This window comes from Nocardia carnea (assembly GCF_029869215.1).
GTDB lineage: Bacteria > Actinomycetota > Actinomycetes > Mycobacteriales > Mycobacteriaceae > Nocardia > Nocardia carnea_B.
Genome location: NZ_JARWPM010000421.1, coordinates 1 through 20,478 on the forward strand (window position 1 = coordinate 1; position 20,478 = coordinate 20,478).

Annotated in this window: 19 protein-coding genes; 12 read left to right on the forward strand and 7 right to left on the reverse strand. The window is 68.3% G+C overall.

The window, feature by feature from the left end; all coding sequences use genetic code 11:
- Positions 1 to 226: 226 nt before the first annotated feature.
- Entirely contained in the window at positions 227 to 1,372 is a 1,146-nt protein-coding gene (locus QH276_RS31095) for a citrate synthase 2 (protein ID WP_432278756.1), read from the reverse strand.
- A 60-nt stretch (positions 1,373 to 1,432) separates the two neighbouring features.
- On the opposite strand from QH276_RS31095, the gene pdxH reads away from it, so the two are divergent.
- The 3 genes from pdxH (at position 1,433) to QH276_RS31110 (ending at position 4,199) form a co-directional block, all read left to right on the forward strand.
- Entirely contained in the window at positions 1,433 to 2,152 is a 720-nt protein-coding gene (gene pdxH, locus QH276_RS31100) for a pyridoxamine 5'-phosphate oxidase (protein ID WP_280402734.1), read from the forward strand.
- A 360-nt stretch (positions 2,153 to 2,512) separates the two neighbouring features.
- Complete coding sequence (locus QH276_RS31105) at positions 2,513 to 3,811, forward strand: citrate synthase (RefSeq protein ID WP_195055489.1); 1,299 nt, start codon at positions 2,513 to 2,515, stop codon at positions 3,809 to 3,811.
- 28 nt (positions 3,812 to 3,839) lie between these two features.
- The gene (locus QH276_RS31110; protein ID WP_280402735.1) at positions 3,840 to 4,199 is read left to right on the forward strand and encodes an FKBP-type peptidyl-prolyl cis-trans isomerase; all 360 of its coding nucleotides are present in this window, start codon (positions 3,840 to 3,842) and stop codon (positions 4,197 to 4,199) included.
- An 88-nt stretch (positions 4,200 to 4,287) separates the two neighbouring features.
- Here the strand turns inward: QH276_RS31110 and QH276_RS31115 are convergent, their stop codons facing one another.
- The 4 genes from QH276_RS31115 to QH276_RS31130 form a co-directional block, all read right to left on the reverse strand.
- Entirely contained in the window at positions 4,288 to 5,664 is a 1,377-nt protein-coding gene (locus tag QH276_RS31115; RefSeq protein WP_280402736.1) for a sensor histidine kinase, read from the reverse strand.
- Entirely contained in the window at positions 5,661 to 6,365 is a 705-nt protein-coding gene (locus QH276_RS31120) for a response regulator transcription factor (RefSeq protein WP_432278757.1), read from the reverse strand. Before QH276_RS31120 ends, QH276_RS31115 begins: the two co-directional genes overlap by 4 nt.
- A 68-nt stretch (positions 6,366 to 6,433) precedes the next feature.
- The gene (locus QH276_RS31125) at positions 6,434 to 6,832 is read right to left on the reverse strand and encodes a hemophore-related protein (RefSeq protein ID WP_280402737.1); all 399 of its coding nucleotides are present in this window, start codon (positions 6,830 to 6,832) and stop codon (positions 6,434 to 6,436) included.
- Between the two features lie 93 nt (positions 6,833 to 6,925).
- Positions 6,926 to 8,872 (reverse strand): AMP-binding protein, encoded by a 1,947-nt coding sequence (locus tag QH276_RS31130; protein WP_280402738.1) that lies wholly within the window; start codon positions 8,870 to 8,872, stop codon positions 6,926 to 6,928.
- 313 nt (positions 8,873 to 9,185) lie between these two features.
- Between QH276_RS31130 and QH276_RS31135 the strand changes: the two genes are divergently transcribed.
- From QH276_RS31135 to QH276_RS31155, 5 genes are all read left to right on the forward strand, one after another.
- Complete coding sequence (locus tag QH276_RS31135) at positions 9,186 to 13,052, forward strand: ATP-binding protein (RefSeq protein WP_280402739.1); 3,867 nt, start codon at positions 9,186 to 9,188, stop codon at positions 13,050 to 13,052.
- Positions 13,049 to 13,462, forward strand: a complete 414-nt coding sequence (locus tag QH276_RS31140; protein ID WP_030522784.1) for a roadblock/LC7 domain-containing protein — start codon at positions 13,049 to 13,051, stop codon at positions 13,460 to 13,462. The genes QH276_RS31135 and QH276_RS31140 overlap by 4 nt, the downstream gene beginning before the upstream one ends.
- A 7-nt stretch (positions 13,463 to 13,469) precedes the next feature.
- The gene (locus QH276_RS31145; RefSeq protein ID WP_033244145.1) at positions 13,470 to 13,844 is read left to right on the forward strand and encodes a DUF742 domain-containing protein; all 375 of its coding nucleotides are present in this window, start codon (positions 13,470 to 13,472) and stop codon (positions 13,842 to 13,844) included.
- Positions 13,825 to 14,427, forward strand: a complete 603-nt coding sequence (locus tag QH276_RS31150; RefSeq protein WP_280402740.1) for a GTP-binding protein — start codon at positions 13,825 to 13,827, stop codon at positions 14,425 to 14,427. The genes QH276_RS31145 and QH276_RS31150 overlap by 20 nt, the downstream gene beginning before the upstream one ends.
- Before the next feature lie 72 nt (positions 14,428 to 14,499).
- The gene (locus QH276_RS31155; RefSeq protein WP_280402741.1) at positions 14,500 to 16,260 is read left to right on the forward strand and encodes a carboxyl transferase domain-containing protein; all 1,761 of its coding nucleotides are present in this window, start codon (positions 14,500 to 14,502) and stop codon (positions 16,258 to 16,260) included.
- A gap of 104 nt (positions 16,261 to 16,364) precedes the next feature.
- On the opposite strand, the gene QH276_RS31160 is transcribed toward QH276_RS31155, so the two are convergent.
- Together QH276_RS31160 and QH276_RS31165 are read right to left on the reverse strand one after the other, a co-directional pair.
- Positions 16,365 to 16,913, reverse strand: coding sequence for a hypothetical protein (locus QH276_RS31160; RefSeq protein WP_280402742.1), 549 nt, complete (start codon positions 16,911 to 16,913; stop codon positions 16,365 to 16,367).
- Complete coding sequence (locus tag QH276_RS31165; RefSeq protein WP_280402743.1) at positions 16,910 to 17,197, reverse strand: helix-turn-helix transcriptional regulator; 288 nt, start codon at positions 17,195 to 17,197, stop codon at positions 16,910 to 16,912. Before QH276_RS31165 ends, QH276_RS31160 begins: the two co-directional genes overlap by 4 nt.
- A gap of 91 nt (positions 17,198 to 17,288) precedes the next feature.
- Here QH276_RS31165 and QH276_RS31170 point away from each other — a divergent pair, with 91 nt between their 5' ends.
- The 4 genes from QH276_RS31170 to QH276_RS31185 all read left to right on the forward strand — a co-directional run bounded on the left by QH276_RS31170 (position 17,289) and on the right by QH276_RS31185 (position 20,438).
- Positions 17,289 to 18,146 (forward strand): aldo/keto reductase, encoded by an 858-nt coding sequence (locus QH276_RS31170; protein WP_280402744.1) that lies wholly within the window; start codon positions 17,289 to 17,291, stop codon positions 18,144 to 18,146.
- A 147-nt stretch (positions 18,147 to 18,293) separates the two neighbouring features.
- A complete protein-coding gene (locus tag QH276_RS31175) occupies positions 18,294 to 19,019 on the forward strand; it encodes an enoyl-CoA hydratase (protein WP_280402745.1) in 726 nt (241 codons plus the stop codon).
- Positions 19,016 to 20,164, forward strand: coding sequence for an MBL fold metallo-hydrolase (locus QH276_RS31180; protein ID WP_280402746.1), 1,149 nt, complete (start codon positions 19,016 to 19,018; stop codon positions 20,162 to 20,164). Before QH276_RS31175 ends, QH276_RS31180 begins: the two co-directional genes overlap by 4 nt.
- Positions 20,165 to 20,198: 34 nt before the next feature.
- Positions 20,199 to 20,438, forward strand: coding sequence for an antitoxin (locus QH276_RS31185; RefSeq protein WP_280402747.1), 240 nt, complete (start codon positions 20,199 to 20,201; stop codon positions 20,436 to 20,438).
- Positions 20,439 to 20,478: the final 40 nt, after the last annotated feature.

The window sequence follows — 20,478 nt, forward strand, 5'->3', positions numbered from 1 at the left end:
AGCAGCAGCGTGGGCCGCGTTTCCGGAGACCCGGAGGCGGCGGGGGCGGGGGGTCCGGCCCCCGGCGCCCCTGCGGTCAGCACTCGACACTCGCGGCTCCGCCGCATCCCACCCCGCGCTGACAGCTGGGACGGGCCAAACCCTTTCAGGGCCTCGTAAGACTCGGCGCCGCCGTGGTTGCGTGAGGGACGGCGGTGGACCACCTTCGGGTGTCTCGGCGCTGCGATCAGCCGCCGGCGACGCTGTCCCAGCCGGTGACTTCTTGGGGCGACCGCGGGCCGGGGCCGGTGTAGATGGCGGCGGGGCGGACCAGTTTGCCCAGTTTCTTCTGTTCCATGATGTGTGCGCACCAGCCGGCGGTGCGGCCGCAGGTGAACATGGCGGGCATCATATGGGCCGGGACCTCGGCGAAGTCCAGGATGACCGCGGCCCAGAATTCGACATTCGTTTCGATGGCCCGGTCGGGGCGGCGTTCGCGGAGTTCGGCCAGTGCCGCCTGTTCGAGGGCGGCCGCCACTTCGAAGCGAGGCGCGGCCAAGCGCTCGGCGGTATCGCGTAGTACCCGGGCCCGGGGATCCTCGGCGCGGTAGACGCGGTGGCCGAAGCCCATGAGCTTTTCCTTGCGGTCCAGGATTCCCTTGACCAGGCCGCGGGCGTCGCCGGTACGTTCGACCTCTTCGATCATCGGCAGCACCCGGGCGGGGGCACCGCCGTGCAGGGGTCCGGACATCGCGCCGATGGCACCCGACAGCGAGGCCGCGACATCCGCGCCGGTGGAGGCGATCACGCGGGCGGTGAACGTGGAGGCGTTCATCCCGTGTTCGGCGGCCGAGACCCAGTAGGCGTCGATGGCTTCGGTATGCCGCGGGTCCGGGTCGCCTTTCCAGCGCGTCATGAAGCGTTCGGTGACCGTCGTGCATTCGTCGATCCGGCGCTGCGGCACCGCGGGCTGATAGATACCGCGCGCGGACTGGGCGACGTAGGAAAGTGCCATCACCGAGGCGCGGGCCAGATTCTCCCGGGCCGTGGCCGCGTCGATATCCAGCAGCGGCTGGTAGCCCCAGATGGGCGCGAGCATGGCCAGACCGGCCTGCACGTCGACCCGGACATCACCGGTGTGCACCGGCAGCGGGAAGGGTTCGGCCGGGGGCAGGCCGTGCCCGAACTCGCCGTCGACCAGCAGGGCCCAGACATCACCGAAGGTGACCCGGTTGCGGACCAGATCCTCGATGTCCACGCCGCGGTAGCGCAGTGCGCCGCCGTCCTTGTCGGGTTCGGCGATATCCGTGGTGAACGCGACCACCCCCTCGAGGCCGCTGACGAAATCCTCCGGGACCCGCCCGGCCCCCGAAATGCCGGAATTGGTGGTCATACGCGACTCTCCTTTCACCAGAACTCTAGCGCTTTGCTACTGCGGAGTAACGTCTGGCCCATGGCCGATGTGGAGGAGACCGGCGCCGAACTCGCCGCTATGCGCGCCGAATACGGTGCGGCCCATCCGGGTTCGCCGGAACGGGGTCCACTGCTCGGGGCGCGCGACAGCGAACTGGACGAGAATTCGGTGGCCGGCGGCTGGGAGCCGCTGCTGCGGCAATGGATCGAACAGGCCATCGCGGCCGGTATCGCCGAACCGAACGCCATGGTGCTCGGCACGCTGGACGGGTCGGGGCCGGCGGTGCGGCCGGTGACGCGCACGGTGCTGTGTAAAGGCCTCTCACCGGACGGTGTCGTCTTCTATACCAACTACGACTCGGCCAAAGGGACTCAGCTGGCCGCGGCGCCGTACGCCTCGGCGACCTTCCTCTGGCCGCAACTGGCGCGGCAGGTGCATGTGCGGGGCCGGGTGGAACGGGTGCCCGCCGAGGTCACGGAGGTGTACTGGCAGTCGCGCCCGCGGGAATCACAGCTCGGCGCGTGGGCCTCGGAACAGTCGCGGCCGATCTCGTCGCGCGCGGAGCTGGACCGGAAGCTGATGCACACCACGGCCCGGTTCGCCTCCGCCGCCGAGATTCCGGTGCCACCCCATTGGGGCGGTTACCTGCTGCGACCCGATGAGGTGGAGTTCTGGCAGGGCTGCCGCGGGCGCCTGCACAACCGGATCGTCGTCCGGGTCGGCGCGACCGGGATGTCGGTCCAGCGGTTGCAGCCGTAAAGGGGTCGTGACCTGCCGCTACGGCTTCTGCCAACTTTCCGGTGATATTCCGCACGGTTTCGGTCCCGGCGCGGTGGGTACGGTTTGTCTACCCGGAGTCGTGACGGTTCACCCGCTGCGGAGACCGCCGCCGCGCAGAGACGCGGCCGTGGTTACCCGGATCCGGAATTCGGCCGGTCACAGCGATGCCGGCCGGTAAACGGCACGCCGAATCTCACGCCCGGGCCGGCCGATTGTGAGATCGGCGCGCGGGTACCCTCCTCGCCGGTCCCGCCGGAGCAAGGACTAGCGTCTACCGGTAACGCATTGCGTGCCGACCGCATGCGATGCCGACGGTCATAGCCTGAGAGGGAACCTTCCGTGCCGGAGAATCACATCAATGACGCCAAACCGGTTCTGACCTATCCGGGTGGCGAGTACCCCATGACGATCGCCGAGGCCGCCGAAGGTAACGACGGTATCGACCTCGGCAAGCTGCTGGCGAGCACGGGATATACGACCTATGACCCGGGTTTCGTCAACACCGCGTCGACCAAATCGGCGATCACCTATATCGACGGTGAACAGGGCATTCTGCGCTACCGCGGGTATCCGATCGAACAACTGGCCGATAACTCGACCTTCATCGAGGTCAGCTACCTGCTCATCTACGGCGAACTGCCCACCCAGGACCAGCTCGAGGATTTCACCGACAAGATCCGCCGGCACACGCTGCTGCACGAGGATCTGAAGCGCTTCTTCGACGGCTTCCCCCGTAACGCGCACCCCATGCCGGTGCTCTCCTCGGCGGTCAACGCGCTGTCGGCCTACTACCAGGACTCGCTGGACCCGCGCGACCCCGAACAGGTCGAACTGTCCACCATCCGCCTGCTCGCCAAGCTGCCGACCATCGCCGCGTATTCGTACAAGAAGTCGGTGGGCCAGCCGTTCCTCTACCCGGACAACTCGCTGTCGCTGGTGGAGAACTTCCTGCGGATGACCTTCGGCTTCCCGGCCGAGCCCTACCAGGTGGACCCGGAAATCGCCGCGGCCCTGGATATGCTGCTCATCCTGCACGCCGACCACGAGCAGAACTGCTCCACCTCCACGGTCCGGCTGGTCGGTTCCTCCGACGCCAACCTCTTCACCTCGGTATCCGGCGGTATCAACGCGCTGTGGGGCCCGCTGCACGGCGGTGCCAACCAGGCGGTGCTGGAAATGCTCGACGACATCAAGGCTGCCGGCGGTGATGTCAAGGAGTTCATCCGCAAAGTCAAGAACAAGGAAGACGGTGTGAAGCTGATGGGCTTCGGGCACCGCGTCTACCGCAACTACGATCCGCGCGCCGCGATCGCCAAGAAGCACGCCGACACCATTCTCAGCAAGCTCGGCAGCGATCCGCTGTTCGATATCGCCCAGGCCCTGGAAGAGGCCGCGCTCACCGACGATTACTTCGTCGAGCGCAAGCTCTACCCGAACGTCGACTTCTACACCGGCGTCATCTACAAGGCCATGGGCTTCCCGACCCGTATGTTCACCGTGCTGTTCGCCATGGGCCGGCTGCCGGGCTGGATCGCGCACTGGCGGGAAATGCACAGCGAAGCCATCAAGATCGGCCGTCCGCGCCAGATCTACACCGGCTATGGTGCACGGGACTACTCCGAGATCACCAACCGCTGAACCGATTGAATCGAAGGGGATTCAAGGCATGAGCAAACCGGAAATCGAATTCCAGGCGGGCCCGCCGCCCACCGAACTGGTCATCAAGGACATCACCGTCGGTGACGGTCCGGAAGCGGTGCCCGGTGGCACCGTCGAAGTGCACTACGTCGGTGTGGAATTCGAAACCGGCGAAGAATTCGATTCGTCGTGGAGCCGCGGCGAATCGCTCAGCTTCCCGCTGCGCGGCCTCATCCAGGGCTGGCAGGACGGAATCCCCGGAATGAAGGTCGGCGGCCGCCGCCAGCTCACCATCCCGCCGGAACTGGCCTACGGCCCGGCGGGCGGTGGGCACCCCCTCTCCGGCAAAACCCTGGTCTTCGTGATCGACCTGCTCGACGCGAAGTAAGGGAGGCGCACCTGAAGCCCGGTGCGCGCTCCGAACGGGGCGCGCGCCGAGCTTTTTTACGCGCCGGTGTGCGCGGACACGAGCCCGATCAGGTGGCCTTGCCGGGTTGGGCATCGGTGCCGGGTAGGACCAGTACGAGGCGGATGCCGCCGAGGGTGCCGTTGTCGAAGTAGGCGCGGCCGCCGTGGAGTTGGGCCTGCTGGGCGACCAAGGCCAAGCCCAGTCCCGATCCGCCCTTGTGGGCGCCGCTGCCACGGGCGAAGCGGGCGAAAACCGATTCCCGTTCCTCGGGCGGGATTCCGCGGCCGTTGTCGTCGATCGAGACCACGATGGTGCCGTCGGGCCGGCGGTGGGCCGAGAGCAGGGCCTCCGTGGCGTCGCCGTGCCGTACCGAATTCTTCAGCGCGTTGTCCACCGCCAGCCGCAGGCCCGCGGGCAGGCCCTTGGTCACCAGTTCGGCATCGGTGTCGATCCGGACCGTGAGGCCGGGGTAGTGGCGCATCGCGTCGTGTGCGGCCTGATCGCACAGTTCGGCGATATCGGTGTCGATATGGTCGCGTTCGGAGGTCAGGTCGCCGGAGGCCAGGCGTTCCAATGCGGCCAGGGTGGTTTCCACCCGTTCCTGGCTGCGTTGCAGGTCGGTCAGGATCTCGGTGCGCTGGGCCTCGTCCAGGTCGAGGGTGGCCAGCACCTCGAGGTCGGTGCGCATCGCGGTGAGCGGGGTGCGGAGTTCGTGTGCCGAGACCGCGGCGAAATCCCGGGCGGTTTCCAGGGCGGCGGCCGTTTCGGTCTGCGCCTGATCGACCCGCCGGAGCATGGTGTTCACCGCGTCGGCCAGTTGCTCGGCCTCCAGCACCCCGGAACTGTCGACCGGGTCGGGGGTGGCGTCGCGGTAGCCGGTGCGGGCCCCGACCTGCCGGGTGAGCACCACGATGGGCCGGACCGCCCGCCCCCCGAACAGCCAGCCCAGGGCCGCCGACGCGGCGATCGCCGCCAAACCACCGAACAGTACCCAGCGCTGTTGATCGGCCGTCGCCTTCGCGGCCTCGGTGGCCGGGATACCCAGCGAGACGGTGCGACCGGCGGGCTGGTTCTCGGTGGTGGTCAGCACCCGATACGGGGTGCCGGCCACGACGACCGTGCGCGAACCGGGATTCAATTCCGGTAGCTCGGTGAGGCTGGTGGCCACGACCTGCCCGTCGTCGCGGACGGTGAGCGCCATATCGCGGTCCGGGCCCACCAGGTTCACGATGCCGACCGCGATCACCGGATCGATCACCACCAGCCGGGAGGCGATCCGCAACTGCTGGTCGGTCTGCTGCAGGTTGTTGCGTTCGATGGCAGGGACGGCGATGGCACTGACCAGTGCGACGATGAGAACCGATCCGGCGGCCGCCGCCCCGGCGACCCGGGTACGCAGGGAATAGGCTCTGCGGCGCCGACGCCGGCGGGCGCCGTCGCTCACTTGGTATCCCGCAGCACGAACCCGACGCCGCGGATCGTGTGCAGCAGCCGGGGGGTGCCGTCGGCTTCCAGCTTGCGGCGCAGATAGCCGACGAAAACGTCGACAACGTTGGTATCGGCGGCGAAGTCGTAACCCCACACCAGCTCCAGCAGCCGTTCCCGGCTCAACACCACCCCGGCATTGCGGGCCAGCGTGGACAGCAGTTCGAATTCACGTTTGGTCAGCTCGATCTCCCGGCCGTTCAGCACCGCCCGGTAACCGGCGGTATCGACCTGCAACGGCCCGACCACGATGGTGTCGGAATCCCCGGCCACCGCGGTATCGCTGCGGCGGCGCAGCAAAGCCTTGATCCGGGCGACCAGCTCGGCGAGCACAAAGGGTTTTACCAGGTAGTCGTCGGCACCCGATTCCAGCCCCGCGATCCGGTCGCCCACCGAGCTGCGGGCGCTGAGCACACAGATCGGCACCTCGTTGCCCATCGCCCGTAGTGCTGTCACCACCCCTGCCCCGTCGAGCACCGGCATATTCATATCCAGCACGATCGCGTCGGGTCCGTCGTCGGCCACCGCCCGCAGCGCCGCCGCCCCGTCGCGGGCGATGCTCACCTGGAACCCGGACAGGCGTAGACCACGCTCCACCGACGCGAGTACATCCTCATCGTCGTCGACAACCAGAACCGCCGGTTTGTTGGTCCGCTCCACACCGCCCAGTGTATTGACGGACCTCCGCACCGGCGGATCGGTTCATCGTCGCTGCTCGGAGCGCGGGGTCAGTAGTTGTGACAGGTGTCGGCCACGCCCTGCAGCGTCGCCCGCAGTTGCTGCGCCCGCGGGTCGTTCTCGGCCTGCTGCGCGGCCTGCGGATTCTGCTCGATGTACTGCTGCAGTTCCGCACGACGCTGTTCGACCGGCTGATCGAACTTCGCCTGCAGCTGCGCCTTCAGATCGGGGTTGTTGTCCAGCATCGCCGCCAATTCCGGGGCCTGGTCGTGCAGCGCGGCATCGACCTGGGCGAAGGAGCAGTCGCTGGTGAGCAGCGGTTCCGCCATTTCCATCGGTCCGGCCGACGCGACGGCCGGACTCAGGAAAGCGGTGGCCGCGGCCGCGGCGCCCACGGTGAGAGTGGCGAGGCCGAATTTGCCGGATCGCCGGTTCGTGGTGTGTGCCATGGGGGTTGCTTCCTCCTAGGTGTCGAGTCGAGCCCGGGGCTCGTGGACCCCTCAGACCGTATTGGGCGGGATTGGCCCGTCTCTGAGGTTTTCTTAAGAGGAGTTTGTGCTTTGCGGTGGTGCGATGATCCGGGCGAGCTCATCGAGCACGGCGGGATCTTCGATGGTGGAGGGTATTTCGTAGTTTTCGCCCGCTGTCATCTGCCGGATCGTTTTCCGCAAGATCTTGCCGGAGCGGGTTTTCGGCAGTGCGGGCACGACGATCGCGTCATAAAGCCCGGCGACGGGACCGATTTGGGTCCGGACGCGTTCGCTCAATTCATCCCGCAGAGTTTCGATATCTATCCGAGAATCGGATTTGAGTACTACATAAGCGATCGGCCGCTGCCCTTTGAGTTCATCCGGCAGACCGATCACCGCGCATTCGGCCACGGCTTCGTGCCCCGCGACCGCCGCCTCGATACTGCCCGCGGAAAGCCGGTGCCCGGCCATATTGATCACATCGTCGCTGCGGCCGAGGACGAACAGATAACCGTCCTCGTCGAAATAGCCCGAATCCCCGGTGAGGAAATGGCCCGGATAGGCCGCCAGGTAGGAGCGTTCGAATCGCTCCGGATCGTGCCAGAGACCGGTCAGCGCGCCGGGGGGTAGCGGCAGGCCGATGACGATATTGCCCTCGGTGTTCGCCGCGACCGGATTCCCGGAGGAATCCAGCACCCGCAGCCGGTAGCCGGGTACCGGCACCGAGGAAGAGCCAGGTTTGATCGGTAGCCGCTGCAGGCCCAGCGGATTGGCGCAGATCGGCCAGCCGGTTTCGGTCTGCCACCAGTGGTCGACCACCGGGCAGTCGTCCCGTCCGGCCAGCAGGGTTTCGGCCGCCCACTCGTAGGTGGCGGGGTCGAGCCGTTCGCCCGCGCAGAACAGTGCGCGCAGCGAGGACAGATCGTGTTCCCGGGCGAATTCGGCCGCCGGATCGGCGCGGCGGATCGCCCGCAGGGCGGTGGGGGCGGTGAACAGCGTGTGCACCCCGTGCCGGGCCACCACCCGCCAGAACGCCCCGGCGTCCGGTGTGCCCACGGGTTTGCCCTCGTAGAGCAGTGTGGTGGCACCCGCCAGCAGCGGCGCGTAGACGATATAGGAATGGCCGACCACCCAGCCGACATCGGAGGCAGCCCACATCACCTGGCCGGGCCCGACATCGTAGATATTGCGCATGGACCAGGTCAGGGCGACGGCATGCCCGCCGTTGTCGCGCACCACGCCCTTCGGCTTACCGGTTGTCCCGGAGGTGTACAGCACGTACAGGGGGTCGGTCGCGGCCACCGGCACCGGATCCACGGGTTCGGCAGCGCGGACCGCGGTATCCCAGTCCAGCCAGCGCGCTTCGGGAATATCGGCCGGGCCGGCCCCGAAATCGTGCGCCGGGAAACCGGTGCGCTGTTTCACCACCACGGTGCGCGGCGCGGTGGTCTCGGCCAGTTCGAGTGCCCGGCGGACGATAGGGGGGTAATCGATGGTGCGGTTGGGCTCGAGCCCCCCGGATGCCGTCACGATCAGTACCGGCTCCGCGTCATCGATCCGTGCGGCCAGTTCGGGTGCCGCGAATCCGCCGAACACCACGGAATGCACGGCCCCGATGCGGGCGCAGGCCAGCATCGCGACCACGGCCTCCGGGATCATCGGCAGGTAGATAACGACCCGGTCTCCGGCCGAAACACCCAGTTCGCGCAGAGCCCCGGCGAACCGGGCGACCCGGTCGAGGAGTTCGGCGTAGCTGTAAACGGCACTTTCCCCGGTCATCGCCGATTCATAGATCAGGGCGTCCTGGCCGCCCAGTCCCGCGTTCACATGCCGGTCGAGCGCATTGTGGCAGGTGTTCAGGCGGGCTCCGGGAAACCAGTGTGAAAGCGGGCGAGCTGTATCGAGAGCCTGGTCGGGCGGCGTATCCCAATCGATTTCGGCCGCCGCCAGGGACCAGAACTCGGCGGGATCGACCAGGCTGGTCTGATAGACCGGTCGATACTCGTTCCTCGCGTTCACAGTGCTCCCTAGCCTCGCAGCAATCCTCGCCTCGATAGATCAGCACGATTGTGGCAGACTTCACGCGACCCCCTGTCGGGTGTCGCGACCATGGCTTATGCCTGTAACCGGCTGGTCAGAGTGCGTAAACCCGGGCTGAGTACACCAAGAAGTTATTGATCCGTTAGAATCTGATGACACGAATTCGGTCCGTCGTAGACGCAATTTCTCGGCCAGCCGCGACCCACGGGCAGCTCCACCCGTCGAGCCACTATGCGAGTGTGGAGTCCTGCTGATGGTGCATGGCTGGGGCCAGGTTGGAAAGTGAGTGGGAATGCGTGACGCCGCTAGGTCCGGCACGAAGCGCTGGGCGCTGAGTAACTGGGACCTTCGCTGGAAGGTTACGGCCGTGCTGGCCGTGCCGTTGGCGGTCGCGGTCGGGCTCGGTGTGTCCAGGATATCGGCGGAATGGAGCGAGGCGAACCGGCTGGGCTCGGCCGCCGAGAACGTCAGCCTCGTCCCGGCCGTACTCGATCTCAGCTCGGCGACCTCGACGGTCGCGGGCTCGCAGGCCATTGCCATCGCTCCGAACCGGTCCATGGTGACCGAGGAGAACCTCACCACCCTGGACCAGACGATCGCGGCGGCCGAAGCGGCACTCGGCGATCTCGACGATCTGCCCGGCGCGCATCAAGCCCTGTCGGAAATGATCGATCAGGCCAAGCAGGTCCGAACCGGCGGCCTGGCCCCCGCCGGTTCCCCCGACGAAGCCGTCGCGGTCCTGGACACGGCCCGTAACGCCGGTGTGCGCACGGTGGAAGAGATCGTCGGCGAGATCGGCGACCCGTCGATCGACCCGGCCAAGCTCCGCCTGGTCGACGCCCTCAACCTGCGCTCGACCATGGTCGGCGAGATCACCGCGGCCGCCACTCTGCTGCGCAATCAGGAAGCCGGCGAGCAGGCCTATCGCGCCGCGACCAATACCGAGCTCGCGCTGCTGAACATTCTGAGCCAGCGCTACAACGCCGAAGACCCCGATATCGCGATCCTGCGCCAGGGTGTCGAGAACCGGCAGGCCATGCTGGAATCGCCGGAGGCACAGGCGGGCCGGTTGCCCCTCGGTGAAGCCCGCCAGTCGCTGCTGGACAGCACCGCGACCACCGACAAGCTCATCGGTGAGGCCACCGAGTCGATCGACGGCGGCGTGCAGCAGATGGCCGACAAGGCCCTGCGCGATGCCGTCGTCTACTCGATCGTCGTGCTGCTGACCATCCTCGCCGCGTTGCTGCTCGCGGTATTCGTCGCCCGGTCGATGATCGTGCCGCTGCACCGGCTGCGGCTGGCCGCGCTGCGCGTCGCCGAAAGCGATCTGCCCGACGAGGTCGCCCAGCTGCGCACCGGCGCCGCGCCGGAGGAAGTGCCGCTCGAACCGATGCCCATCCGGTCCGAGGAGGAAATCGGCCAGCTGGCCCGCGCCATCGACGATATCCACGGCCAGGCACTGCGTTTGGCCAGTGATCAGGCACAGATGCGCTCCCAGGTCAACGATATGTTCGAGACGCTGGCGCGGCGCAGTAAATCGCTGGTCGACCATCAGCTCAGCCTCATCGAGGCGATGGAGTACGACGAGAAGGACCCGCGCCTGCTGGAGAACCTCTTCCGGCTGGACCATCTCGCCGCCCGTATGCGCCGAAACGGCGACAACCTGCTGATTCTGGCCGGCACCAAACAGCGCCGCGCGAAATCGGCGCCCGTCGAAATCGCCGATGTGCTGCGGGCCGCGATCTCCGAGGTCGAGGACTACGAACGCGTCAAACTGGGTGCCACCCCGCGCGGCGCCCTGATCGAACCGGCCGCCTCCGATATGGCGCATCTGTTCGCCGAGTTGCTGGACAACGCGCTGCGCGCCTCGCCGCCGGAAACCGATGTGAAGTTCACCTTCGCGCAGGCACATGATCAGGGCCTGCTGATCGAGGTCGCCGACCGCGGTATCGGTATGCCGCCGAGCGAGATGGCCGAGATCAACCGCAGGCTCGAGAGCACTGCCGAACCCGGGCCCGATACCGCCCGGCATATGGGTCTGTTCGTCGTCGGCCGGCTCGCCGAACGCCACGGTCTCAATGTGCGGCTGCGGCCGACCTTCGATACCGCGCGCGATCCGGGCGTTACGGTCACCGTGCACGTACCGATGAGTTTGATCGTCGCCGGGGAAACCCAGATCCTGCCGCTGGCCACCGGTTCGGGTCCGCAGCCGCTGGTGCCCAGCGATAACGCCAAGCGCGGCAAGCCGGAGGAGTCGCCGGACGAGGCCGCCGCGGCCGCGCTGCGTAACTCCGGTGGTCCCGCCATGCAGACCCGCGGGATCAGCCGGACCGTCGACGGCAACATGATGGTCACCGTCGATCCGGGGATGAGCGGTCCGCTGCCCGCCGTCGAGCGGCCCAAACCGCCGGAGCGCCCGGCGGGCCCGGCGCCGGTGGGCCCGGGCGGGCTGCCCCAGCGCCAGCCCGGTACGGCGATGTCGGGTGGCCTGCGCGATAACGAAGGCACCACCAGCCTGCGCCAGGCAAGCGCCGGCGCGGCGCCGCAGCGCGGCAAGCTGGCTGCCGCCAACCTGCCCAAACGCAACCTCGGTCCCGGCGGCGGTGGCGCCACCCCGACCCTGCCGCCGCGTACTCCGGGTGATTCGTCCGCCGGCGGCCCGCCCGCCCGCCCCACCGAGACCGGCCTCAGCGGGCTGCCGCAGCGCCAGTCGGGTGCCGGTGGTGGGTCGCAACCGGGTCCCGGTGGCCTGCCGCAGCGCCGGCCCGGTGCCAACGGTGCTCCCGGAGGTCCCCGGGAGGCGGCCCGCGCGGATACCGAGCGGCCCACCGAGTCCGCGTCCGAAACCGCGGCGCCCCCGCGTACCTCCGGGCCGATCCCGCCGCGCCGCCCCGCCCAGCCGGGACCCAACGGCCTCCCGCAGCGCGAGCCGGGTGCCAACGGGGCCCGCGAGCCCGGTGCTTCCGGGTTGCCGCAGCGCCGGCCCACCGCGGGTGATCCGAGCGGGCCCACACCGGAATCGCGGCCCTCGGCCGATACCTCCTCCGGTGGCCTGCCCAGCCGGCGGGATCCCGCACGCAACGGTGTGCCCGGCCGGGAAACCTCCGGGGAAATGCCGGTGCAGCGTGACCGGTCCACCGAACCCCCGGCCCGGGAAAACTCCGGGGAACTTCCCACCCAACGCGGTCCACTGGGCGGTGTACCGCCCAGGCACGAAGCACCCGGAGGTGGTCTGCCGCAGCGCGGTACGGGCGGTAACGGCCTGCCGCAACGTGGTGCGGCCGGTGGCCTGCCGCAGCGCGGCAACGCCGAAGGCGGCCTGCCGCAGCGCGGTTCGACCGAGAGCGGTCTGCCGCAGCGTGGCACAAGCGAGAGTGGCTTGCCGCAGCGCGGTTCGACCGAGGGTGGTCTGCCGCAGCGCGGTTCGACCGAGGGTGGTCTGCCGCAGCGCGGTTCGACCGAGAGTGGCTTGCCGCAGCGCGGTTCGACCGAGGGTGGCCTGCCGCAGCGCGGTGGGGCCGGTAGCGGCCTGCCGCAGCGTGGCGCCGCCGAGAACGGTCTGCCGCAACGCGAGGGCAGCGCGCCCACGCGCCGGTCCGAGGAATCGGGTGGGCTGCCGCGGCGGCAGCCCGGTGGTTACACCGCGGAGCGGTTCGACAACCCGCCGGGTGTCGCACTGCCCCGAGACCCCGAACCCGCCGAGGGCAGCGCACCGGCCCGCGAACCCGGCCGGCACAGCTACAAGTCCAACCCCGCGAAGACCGCGTCCTTCTTCCAGACCCGCTTGCAGCCGGCCGAGGAGAACGACAGCGTGATGGGCGGGACGCCCATCTTCGCGGAGATGATGTCGGCCTGGCTGTCGGATCCGAACACCGACCGCTCCCAGGCTGTCGCCTCCTTCGAATCACCGGGCGACGAGGGCTGGATGGCCGCCCGGCGGGCCAGTGAGGCCGAGCCCGAGACCCGCACCGCCGCCGGTCTGCCGCAGCGTAATCCGGGCGGCCGACTGGTGCCCGGCGCCGTCAACGGGGCCCAGGAGCGGACGCCGAGTCGCAATCCCGAATCGATCCGGTCTAGTTTGAGTCGGCACCAGCAAGGTGTTCGGGATGGCCGTGCAATGCGAGCAATGAACCTAACCGGAGACAAAGGAGACCGATGAACCCCGAACTAGGTGGTACGAACCGTCAGTTGGATTGGCTGGTTTCGAACTTCGCAGGCGAGGTTCCTGGCGTAGCCCATGCCGTTCTGGTCTCGGCCGACGGCCTGCTGATGGCGGCGAGTGCCCAACTACCGGTCGATCGGGCCGAACAGCTCTCGGCTGTCACGGCCGGTCTGGCCAGTCTCTCGGTGGGTGTGTCCAATCTGTTCGAGGGCGGTACCGTACTGCAGTCCGTCGTCGAGATGGAGCACGGTTACCTGCTGCTGATGGCGGTGGGCGACGGGTCATACCTCGCTGTCCTGACCAACACGTCCTGCGATATCGGACAGGTCGGATACGAAATGGCTTTGTTGGTCGAACGCGTGGGCCAGACAGTTCAGGCCACTCCACGCGTCACAATGGGTTCCTGATGGTGGGATGGACATAGAGGATCACCGCGTGGGAGGCTCCGAGCCCAGTCTCGTGCGTCCGTACTCGCTGACCGCCGGTCGTACCAGACCGAAGGTGGAGCTGGCGCTCGAGGCTCTCGTCGCGTCCCATCCCATTCCGCTCGAACGCCAGTACGAACTGAGCAATATCGAGAATTCGATAGTCGAGTTGTGCAGGGAGTCGCCGTCGGTCGCCGAACTAGCGGCGCGACTGGGTATACCGATCGGGGTGGCGCGTGTACTTGTAGCGGACCTGATCGAAGCCGGGCATGTCCGCGTTTCGGCGACTTTGAAAGACGATTCCAGCGACGATGAACGTCGCGAGCTGATCGAAAGGGTTCTCAGTGGACTCCGGCGTATATGATTCGACGGCGCAGGTCGATACCCGCAGTAGCAAGCCGACTTCGGCGAAGATCGTGGTCGCGGGCGGGTTCGGCGTGGGCAAAACGACGCTGGTGGGGGCAGTTTCGGAAATCGTCCCGTTGAGAACAGAGGCGCTGGTGACCAATGCCAGTGCCGGGATCGACAGTCTCGCGGGGATCGAGAGCAAATCCACCACCACGGTGGCCATGGACTTCGGCCGGATCAGCCTGGCCGACGATCTGGTGCTGTACCTCTTCGGCACCCCGGGCCAGTACCGCTTCTGGTTCATGTGGGACGACCTGATCCGTGGCGCCATCGGCGCGGTGGTGCTGATCGATACCCGCCGGCTGGAGGACAGCTTCGCGGCGGTCGACTACTTCGAGGCGCGTAACCTGCCGTTCCTCGTCGCGCTGAACCAGTTCGACGACGCCCCGCAGTACCCGATCGAGGATATCCGCCAGGCGCTGGCCGTCCCCGCCGATGTGCCGATCATGCCGATCGACGCGCGGCGCCGGGAACCGGCCAAGGAGGCACTGGTACGGCTCACCGAGTACGCCCTGCAGAAGGTCACCCGCGGTTACTGATCCGGCGCCCGTCATACTGGCCGGTGTGCCGGTATGGACGAGGTGGGTGCCGGGCGGTCCGGTGTGGTTCGGATGACAGGGCGAGCACGCCGGATCGGTGCCCGCGAGCTACTCGATGCGCTGCTCGATCCGGGAACGTTCGTGAGCTGGGATGCGCCACCGATCGCGGTGGCGCATTCGGCCGCTTACCGGTCGGCGCTGGCCGATGCGGCCGCTGCGGCGGGTACCGACGAGGCGGTCCGTACCGGCGCGGGCCGGCTGCGCGGTCGGCGGGTCGCGGTGATCGCGTGTGAGTTCGCGTTCCTGGCGGGTTCGGTCGGTGTCGCCGCCGCCGAGCGGATCGTCGCCGCTGTCGAGCGGGCGACGGCGGAAGGTCTCCCGCTGATCGTTTCGCCGACCTCCGGTGGCACCAGGATGCAGGAGGGCACGCTCGCCTTCGTGCAGATGGTGAAGATCGCCGGTGCGGTCGCCGCGCACAAATCGGCCGGACATCCGTATGTCGTGTACCTGCGCAACCCGACCATGGGCGGGGTTTTCGCATCATGGGGGTCGCTCGGGCATATCACCTTCGCCGAACCCGGCGCGCTGATCGGCTTCCTCGGACCCCGCGTGTACGAGGCGCTGTACGGACGGCCGTTCCCGCCCGGCGTGCAGACCGCGGAGAACCTGTATCACAGCGGGGTCATCGACGGGGTCGTCGAGGTGCCGGTGTTCCGGCGGATCGCCCACCGCGCACTCAGCGTGTTCAGCGGAGTCCCGGATGAGCCGCCCCCGGCGGCCACGGGCTGCCGCACCGCTACCGAGCCCGTCGCGTCGCCGCGGCACCGTGCCACGGATGCCGCGGTAGCGGGCGACGGTGACGACACGCCGACCACCTCGGCCTCGGATAGCACCGATACCGAGCCGTCCACCCGGCGTGAGAACGGAGGCGACCACCGGGCTGTCCCGCGGCCGGAGCCGCCCCGTGCCGACCCGGCAGCGGCGGAAAGCGTTACGGCTCCGGAGATTTCACCCTCCACCACCGTGCCGGGCTCGGGTGCTCACCCGGTCGCGGGTGCGAAACTGCCGCAAGCATGGGATTCGGTGCTGATCTCGCGCCGCGCCGACCGACCGGGTATTCGCGAACTTCTGCGCCGGTCCACTCAGCGGGTGCCGCTCAGCGGGACGGGCCAGGGCGAAACGGACCGGACTGTGGTTCTTGCGCTGGCCCGGTTCCGGGGTCGTCCGTGCGTGGTGTTCGGGCATGATCGCGCGCACCAGGATCCTGAGCACACCATGGGGCCGGCCGCGCTACGGTCGGCCCGGCGCAGTATGCAGCTCGCCGCCGAACTGCGGTTACCGCTGGTGCTGGTGATCGACACCATCGGGGCCGCGCTCTCCAAGGAAGCGGAGGAGCGGGGGCTCGCTCCCGAAATCGCCCGCTGTATAGCCGATCTGGTGACTCTCGATACGCCGACCGTTTCGGTGTTACTCGGTCAGGGGACAGGTGGTGGTGCGCTCGCCCTGCTGCCCGCCGACCGGGTGCTGGCCGCCACTCATGCCTGGCTGGCGCCGTTGCCGCCCGAAGGGGCGAGCGCCATCGTGCACCGAGATACCGAGCACGCCCCGGAACTGGCGGCCCGGCAGCGGATCCGGTCGGTGGATCTGCTGGCAGACGGAATCGTGGACCGTATCGTGCCCGAATACCCGGACGCCGCCGAAGAACCGGACGCTTTCGCGCACCGCATGGTCACCGCCATCGCCGGGGAACTCACCGGACTCGCCGCACAGCCGCCGCAGCGGTTACGCGAGCTCCGCCACCGCCGCTATCGCCGTCTCGGCCTGCCGGACTGAAAATCCGGTCGGCCGGTGGAACCGGCGGCGGCTGTGCACGGCGGCTCACCGGCTTCGGCGCGGAGCCGGGCTATCCCGCCGTCGGCTCGGGCGAGGCGCCGGTGTCAGACCTCGGGTTCCGGGTCGGGTTTGGACCAGGCCAGGATCATGGCCGGGGCGCAACCGCCGGCCAGCAGGGTCGCCAGGATCATGACTCCGCCCGCGTAGGCGGTGCGGAACGCGTCGGCCTCGGGAAAGATGGCGCCGCTCCACACCAGGTACAGCATCGGGAAAACGCAGAGTGCCTGGGTGATCGTGAGGCCGATCGAGCGGGCGGTATCGCGCTGCGCCATTTCCAGCTCGTCCAGGGTTTCGGCGGGAGCGCTGTCCTGCGCCATGGAGACTATCCGCAGCATGGTCCAGGCGGGCAGGAACAGCAGGGCGCACAGCCCGGCGAACAGTGCCGCCCATTCGAGGCCGAAGGCGCACAGCACCCCGGTGACGAACAGGACGGTGAGCGCGACCGCGACGGCGGCCACCAGGGCGCGCCGGCGGTTCCTGGTGCGCCAGCCGGGCAGCATTCCGGCGAGTTGTTTCTCCCGGGCCAGCCAGCGGCGCACCCGGTAGGCCTGGTAGCGGTCGATCAGGGTGGTGGGTTCGGTGGCTGCGGTCATGGCAGCGTTCCTTTCTCGCGGGGGTAGACCTCCGCCGACAGCGGGGTGAATTCGGTGCGGGCGAACACCGCCTCCACCGGTAGCCCGAAGACCTCGCAGATCCGGAACGCGAGGTCCAGGCTCGGGTAGTGGTCGCCTCGTTCGAGGGCGCCGATGGTCTGCGGATTGACGTTCACCGCCGCCGCCAGCGCGGCTCGTGACATTCGATGTTCCGCGCGCAATACCGCGATCCGGTTGAAAATCGGTAGTGTTTCCCCGCGTCTTACTGGGCTCACACAACACATTGTTGTAAAAACACAACGATCTGTCAAAGCGGTTCGGACACGAGACCGGTTTTCGTTGACCTGCTGCCGAACCCCTCCTACCGTCGAAGCGGTGACCACCAAACGTGAGATCGGTGTAGTTCCCCCCATCGTGCTCAATGACGGGAGCCTGATTCCGCAGCTCGGATTCGGGGTCTTCCAGGTTCCGCCGGACCAGGTATTCGATACCGTCACCGCCGCGCTGCGGGCCGGGTACCGCAGTATCGACACCGCCGCGGCGTACCAGAACGAAGAGGGAACCGGTCGCGCCATCCGGCAGTTCGGCCTGCCCCGTGACGAAATATTCGTCACCACCAAACTCTGGAACTCCGACCAGGGCTACGACTCGACGTTGCGGGCCTGCACGGCGAGCCTCGACCGGTTGGGCCTGGACTACCTGGATCTGTACCTGATCCACTGGCCCGTACCCGCCGCGGACAAGTTCGTCGATACCTTCCGCGCCTTCCAGCGGTTGAAGGCCGACGGCCTGGTGCGCTCCATCGGGGTCTCCAATTTCCGGATCGCCGATCTGGAGCGGGTGACCGCCGAGACCGGCGAGACGCCGTCGGTCAATCAGATCGAGCTACACCCCAGGCTCGTGCAGCGGGCCCTGCGCGAATATCACGCCGAGCACGCCATCGCGACCGAGGCGTGGAGCCCGCTCGGTCAAGGCACCCTGCTCGACGATCCCGTGGTCACCCGGATCGCCGGAGAGGTGGGCCGCACCCCGGCGCAGGTGGTCATCCGCTGGCATCTGCAGCTCGGCAATGTGGTCATACCGAAATCGGTGACGCCCGCGCGGATCGAGCAGAATTTCGACGTCTTCGGCTTCGAGCTCACCGGCGACCAGATGCGGGCCATCACCGCGCTGGACGACGGCACCCGCACGGGCCCGGACCCGGACACCTTCGCGATGGGACTGGACACCTGAGGCCCTGACCGGCCGCGTTCCCCGCGTGCCCGGCCGCTTCCACCCCGCGTCGTGCTACCTCGGCCTACCCCGGGCTGTGGCAGAGTGGGCAGTAGCGCATCGTTATTGGCTGTTGGATCGGTATTCGTTGAGCGGGGAAGGACACACATGCTCGGGGTCAGCCGCGACGGCGACGTCGTCACCATCGAACTGCAGCGTGCGGAACGGCGTAACGCGCTGAACCTGGATCTGGTGGTCGAACTGCGGGAAGCGTTCTCGAACGCCCGGCTGGACGCCCGGGTTATCGTGGTCACCGGCACCGGGCCGGTGTTCAGCGCGGGCGCGGATCTGGACGGTGTGTATTCCACCGAATTCCTCGACGCGCTACTGGAAACGCTGCACGAGGTCGAGGCTATGCCGGTGCCGGTGATCGCCGCGCTGAACGGGCCCGCGCTGGGTGCGGGGGTGCAGCTGGCCATGGCCGCCGATCTGCGGGTGATGGCGCCGGATTCGTATCTGGCGATTCCGGCGGCGAAACTCGGTATCTCGGTGGATCGCTGGACCACCCGCCGGCTGGTCTCGCTGCTCGGCGGCGGACCGGCCCGCACCGTCCTGCTCGGCGCCGAACCCATCTCGGCCGCCGATGCCTACACCTTCGGCTTCGCCAACCGCATCGGCACTCTGTCCGACGCGCAGACGTGGGCGAAGTCGATGGCCGAACTCGCCCCGCTGTCGCTGCGCCATCTCAAATTGGAACTCAACGACGACGACACCCGGGCGCCGGCGCCCAAAGAACAGCAGGCCGCCCTGGAGGCAGCATGGAACAGCGAGGACGCCGAGGAGGGCCGGCTGGCCCGCAAGGAGAAGCGCGCACCGAAGTTCGTGGGCCGATGAGAGGGTCACGCGCACTGCCCGCCGTGGTGGCGGGTCTGGCCGGAATGACAGCGCTCGGCTGGGTGCTGCGCGCGCTGGACGGGCTACCGGCGGCGCTCGGTGCCTCGGTCTCCGCGATCGCGCCCACCGTGTCCGGAGCCCGCGCCTACCGCAACCGGCAATTCCACAACACCGAGCCCGCCTCGCCGATCGTGGTGCCGGACAACCCGGCCGGGCTGCTGTCGATGGTGAGCGCGATGCGCGCGGGCCGGCCGAAAGGCACCGTGCCGCTGGCGGAACCGGAACAGCCGCCGGCCGCCGCGGATCTCGCCGTCACCTGGTTCGGACATGCCAGCGCGCTGATCGAGATCGACGGGTTCCGGGTACTCACCGATCCGGTGTGGAGTGAGCGGGTTTCGCCGTCCCGGCTGGTGGGCCCGAGCCGTATCCATCCGGTTCCGGTGGCGCTGACGGAACTGCCGCCGGTGGACGCGGTGGTGATCTCGCACGACCATTACGACCATCTCGACGCCGACACGGTGACCGAGTTGGTGGCCACACAGCGAGCGGTTTTCGTGGTGCCGCTGGGAGTCGGGGCGCACCTGCGGCATTGGGGTGTACCCGAGACGCGGATCGCCGAATTGGATTGGGGCGATACGTATTCACTGCCCGCACGCGACGATTCGGGCCGTGAACTGGCGATCACCTGCGCCGAGGCGCGCCATTTCTCCGGCCGCGGGCTGGTCCGCAACACCACCCTGTGGGCGGGATGGTCGCTGGCCGGGCCTGCACATCGGGTCTACTTCGGCGGCGATACCGGTTTCACCAAGGCGTTCGCCGAGACGGGCGCGCGGTGCGGCCCGTTCGACCTCACCCTGCTGCCCATCGGCGCCTACAACCACAGCTGGGCCGATATCCATATGAATCCCGAGGAAGCGGTCCGCGCACATGCTGATCTGTGCGGCGGTGACCCGGCGCACGGCGTGCTGCTGCCCATCCACTGGGCGACCTTCAACCTGGCGCCGCACCCCTGGGACGAGCCGGTCCGGCGGCTGGTGGACGCCGCGGCCGCGGCCGGTACCGAGATCACCGTTCCGCTGCCGGGGCAACGCCTCGACCTCGATGATCTCCCGCCGACGCGCGCGTGGTGGGAGGATATGGGGTGAACACAACCGCCCGGCAACAGGAAGGATTTCGGCAATGAGCTTGATCGACAACCTGAAGAATCTGGCCGGCAAGGGGCAGGAAGTGGCGGCCAAGAACTCGGACAAGATCAACCAAGCGGTCGACAAGGCCGGGGATTTCCTCGACCAGAAGACCAAGGGCAAGTACGCGGACAAGATCCAGAAGGGTAAGGAGGCCGCCCGCAAGGTGGTCCCGCCCGAACAGCCGGGCGGTCCGGGGCAGCCGGGCCAACCGCCGGCAGGCCCGCGGCCGTGAACCTCGCCCCGGTGCGGCCCGTGGTCGGCCGTTTCCGGGG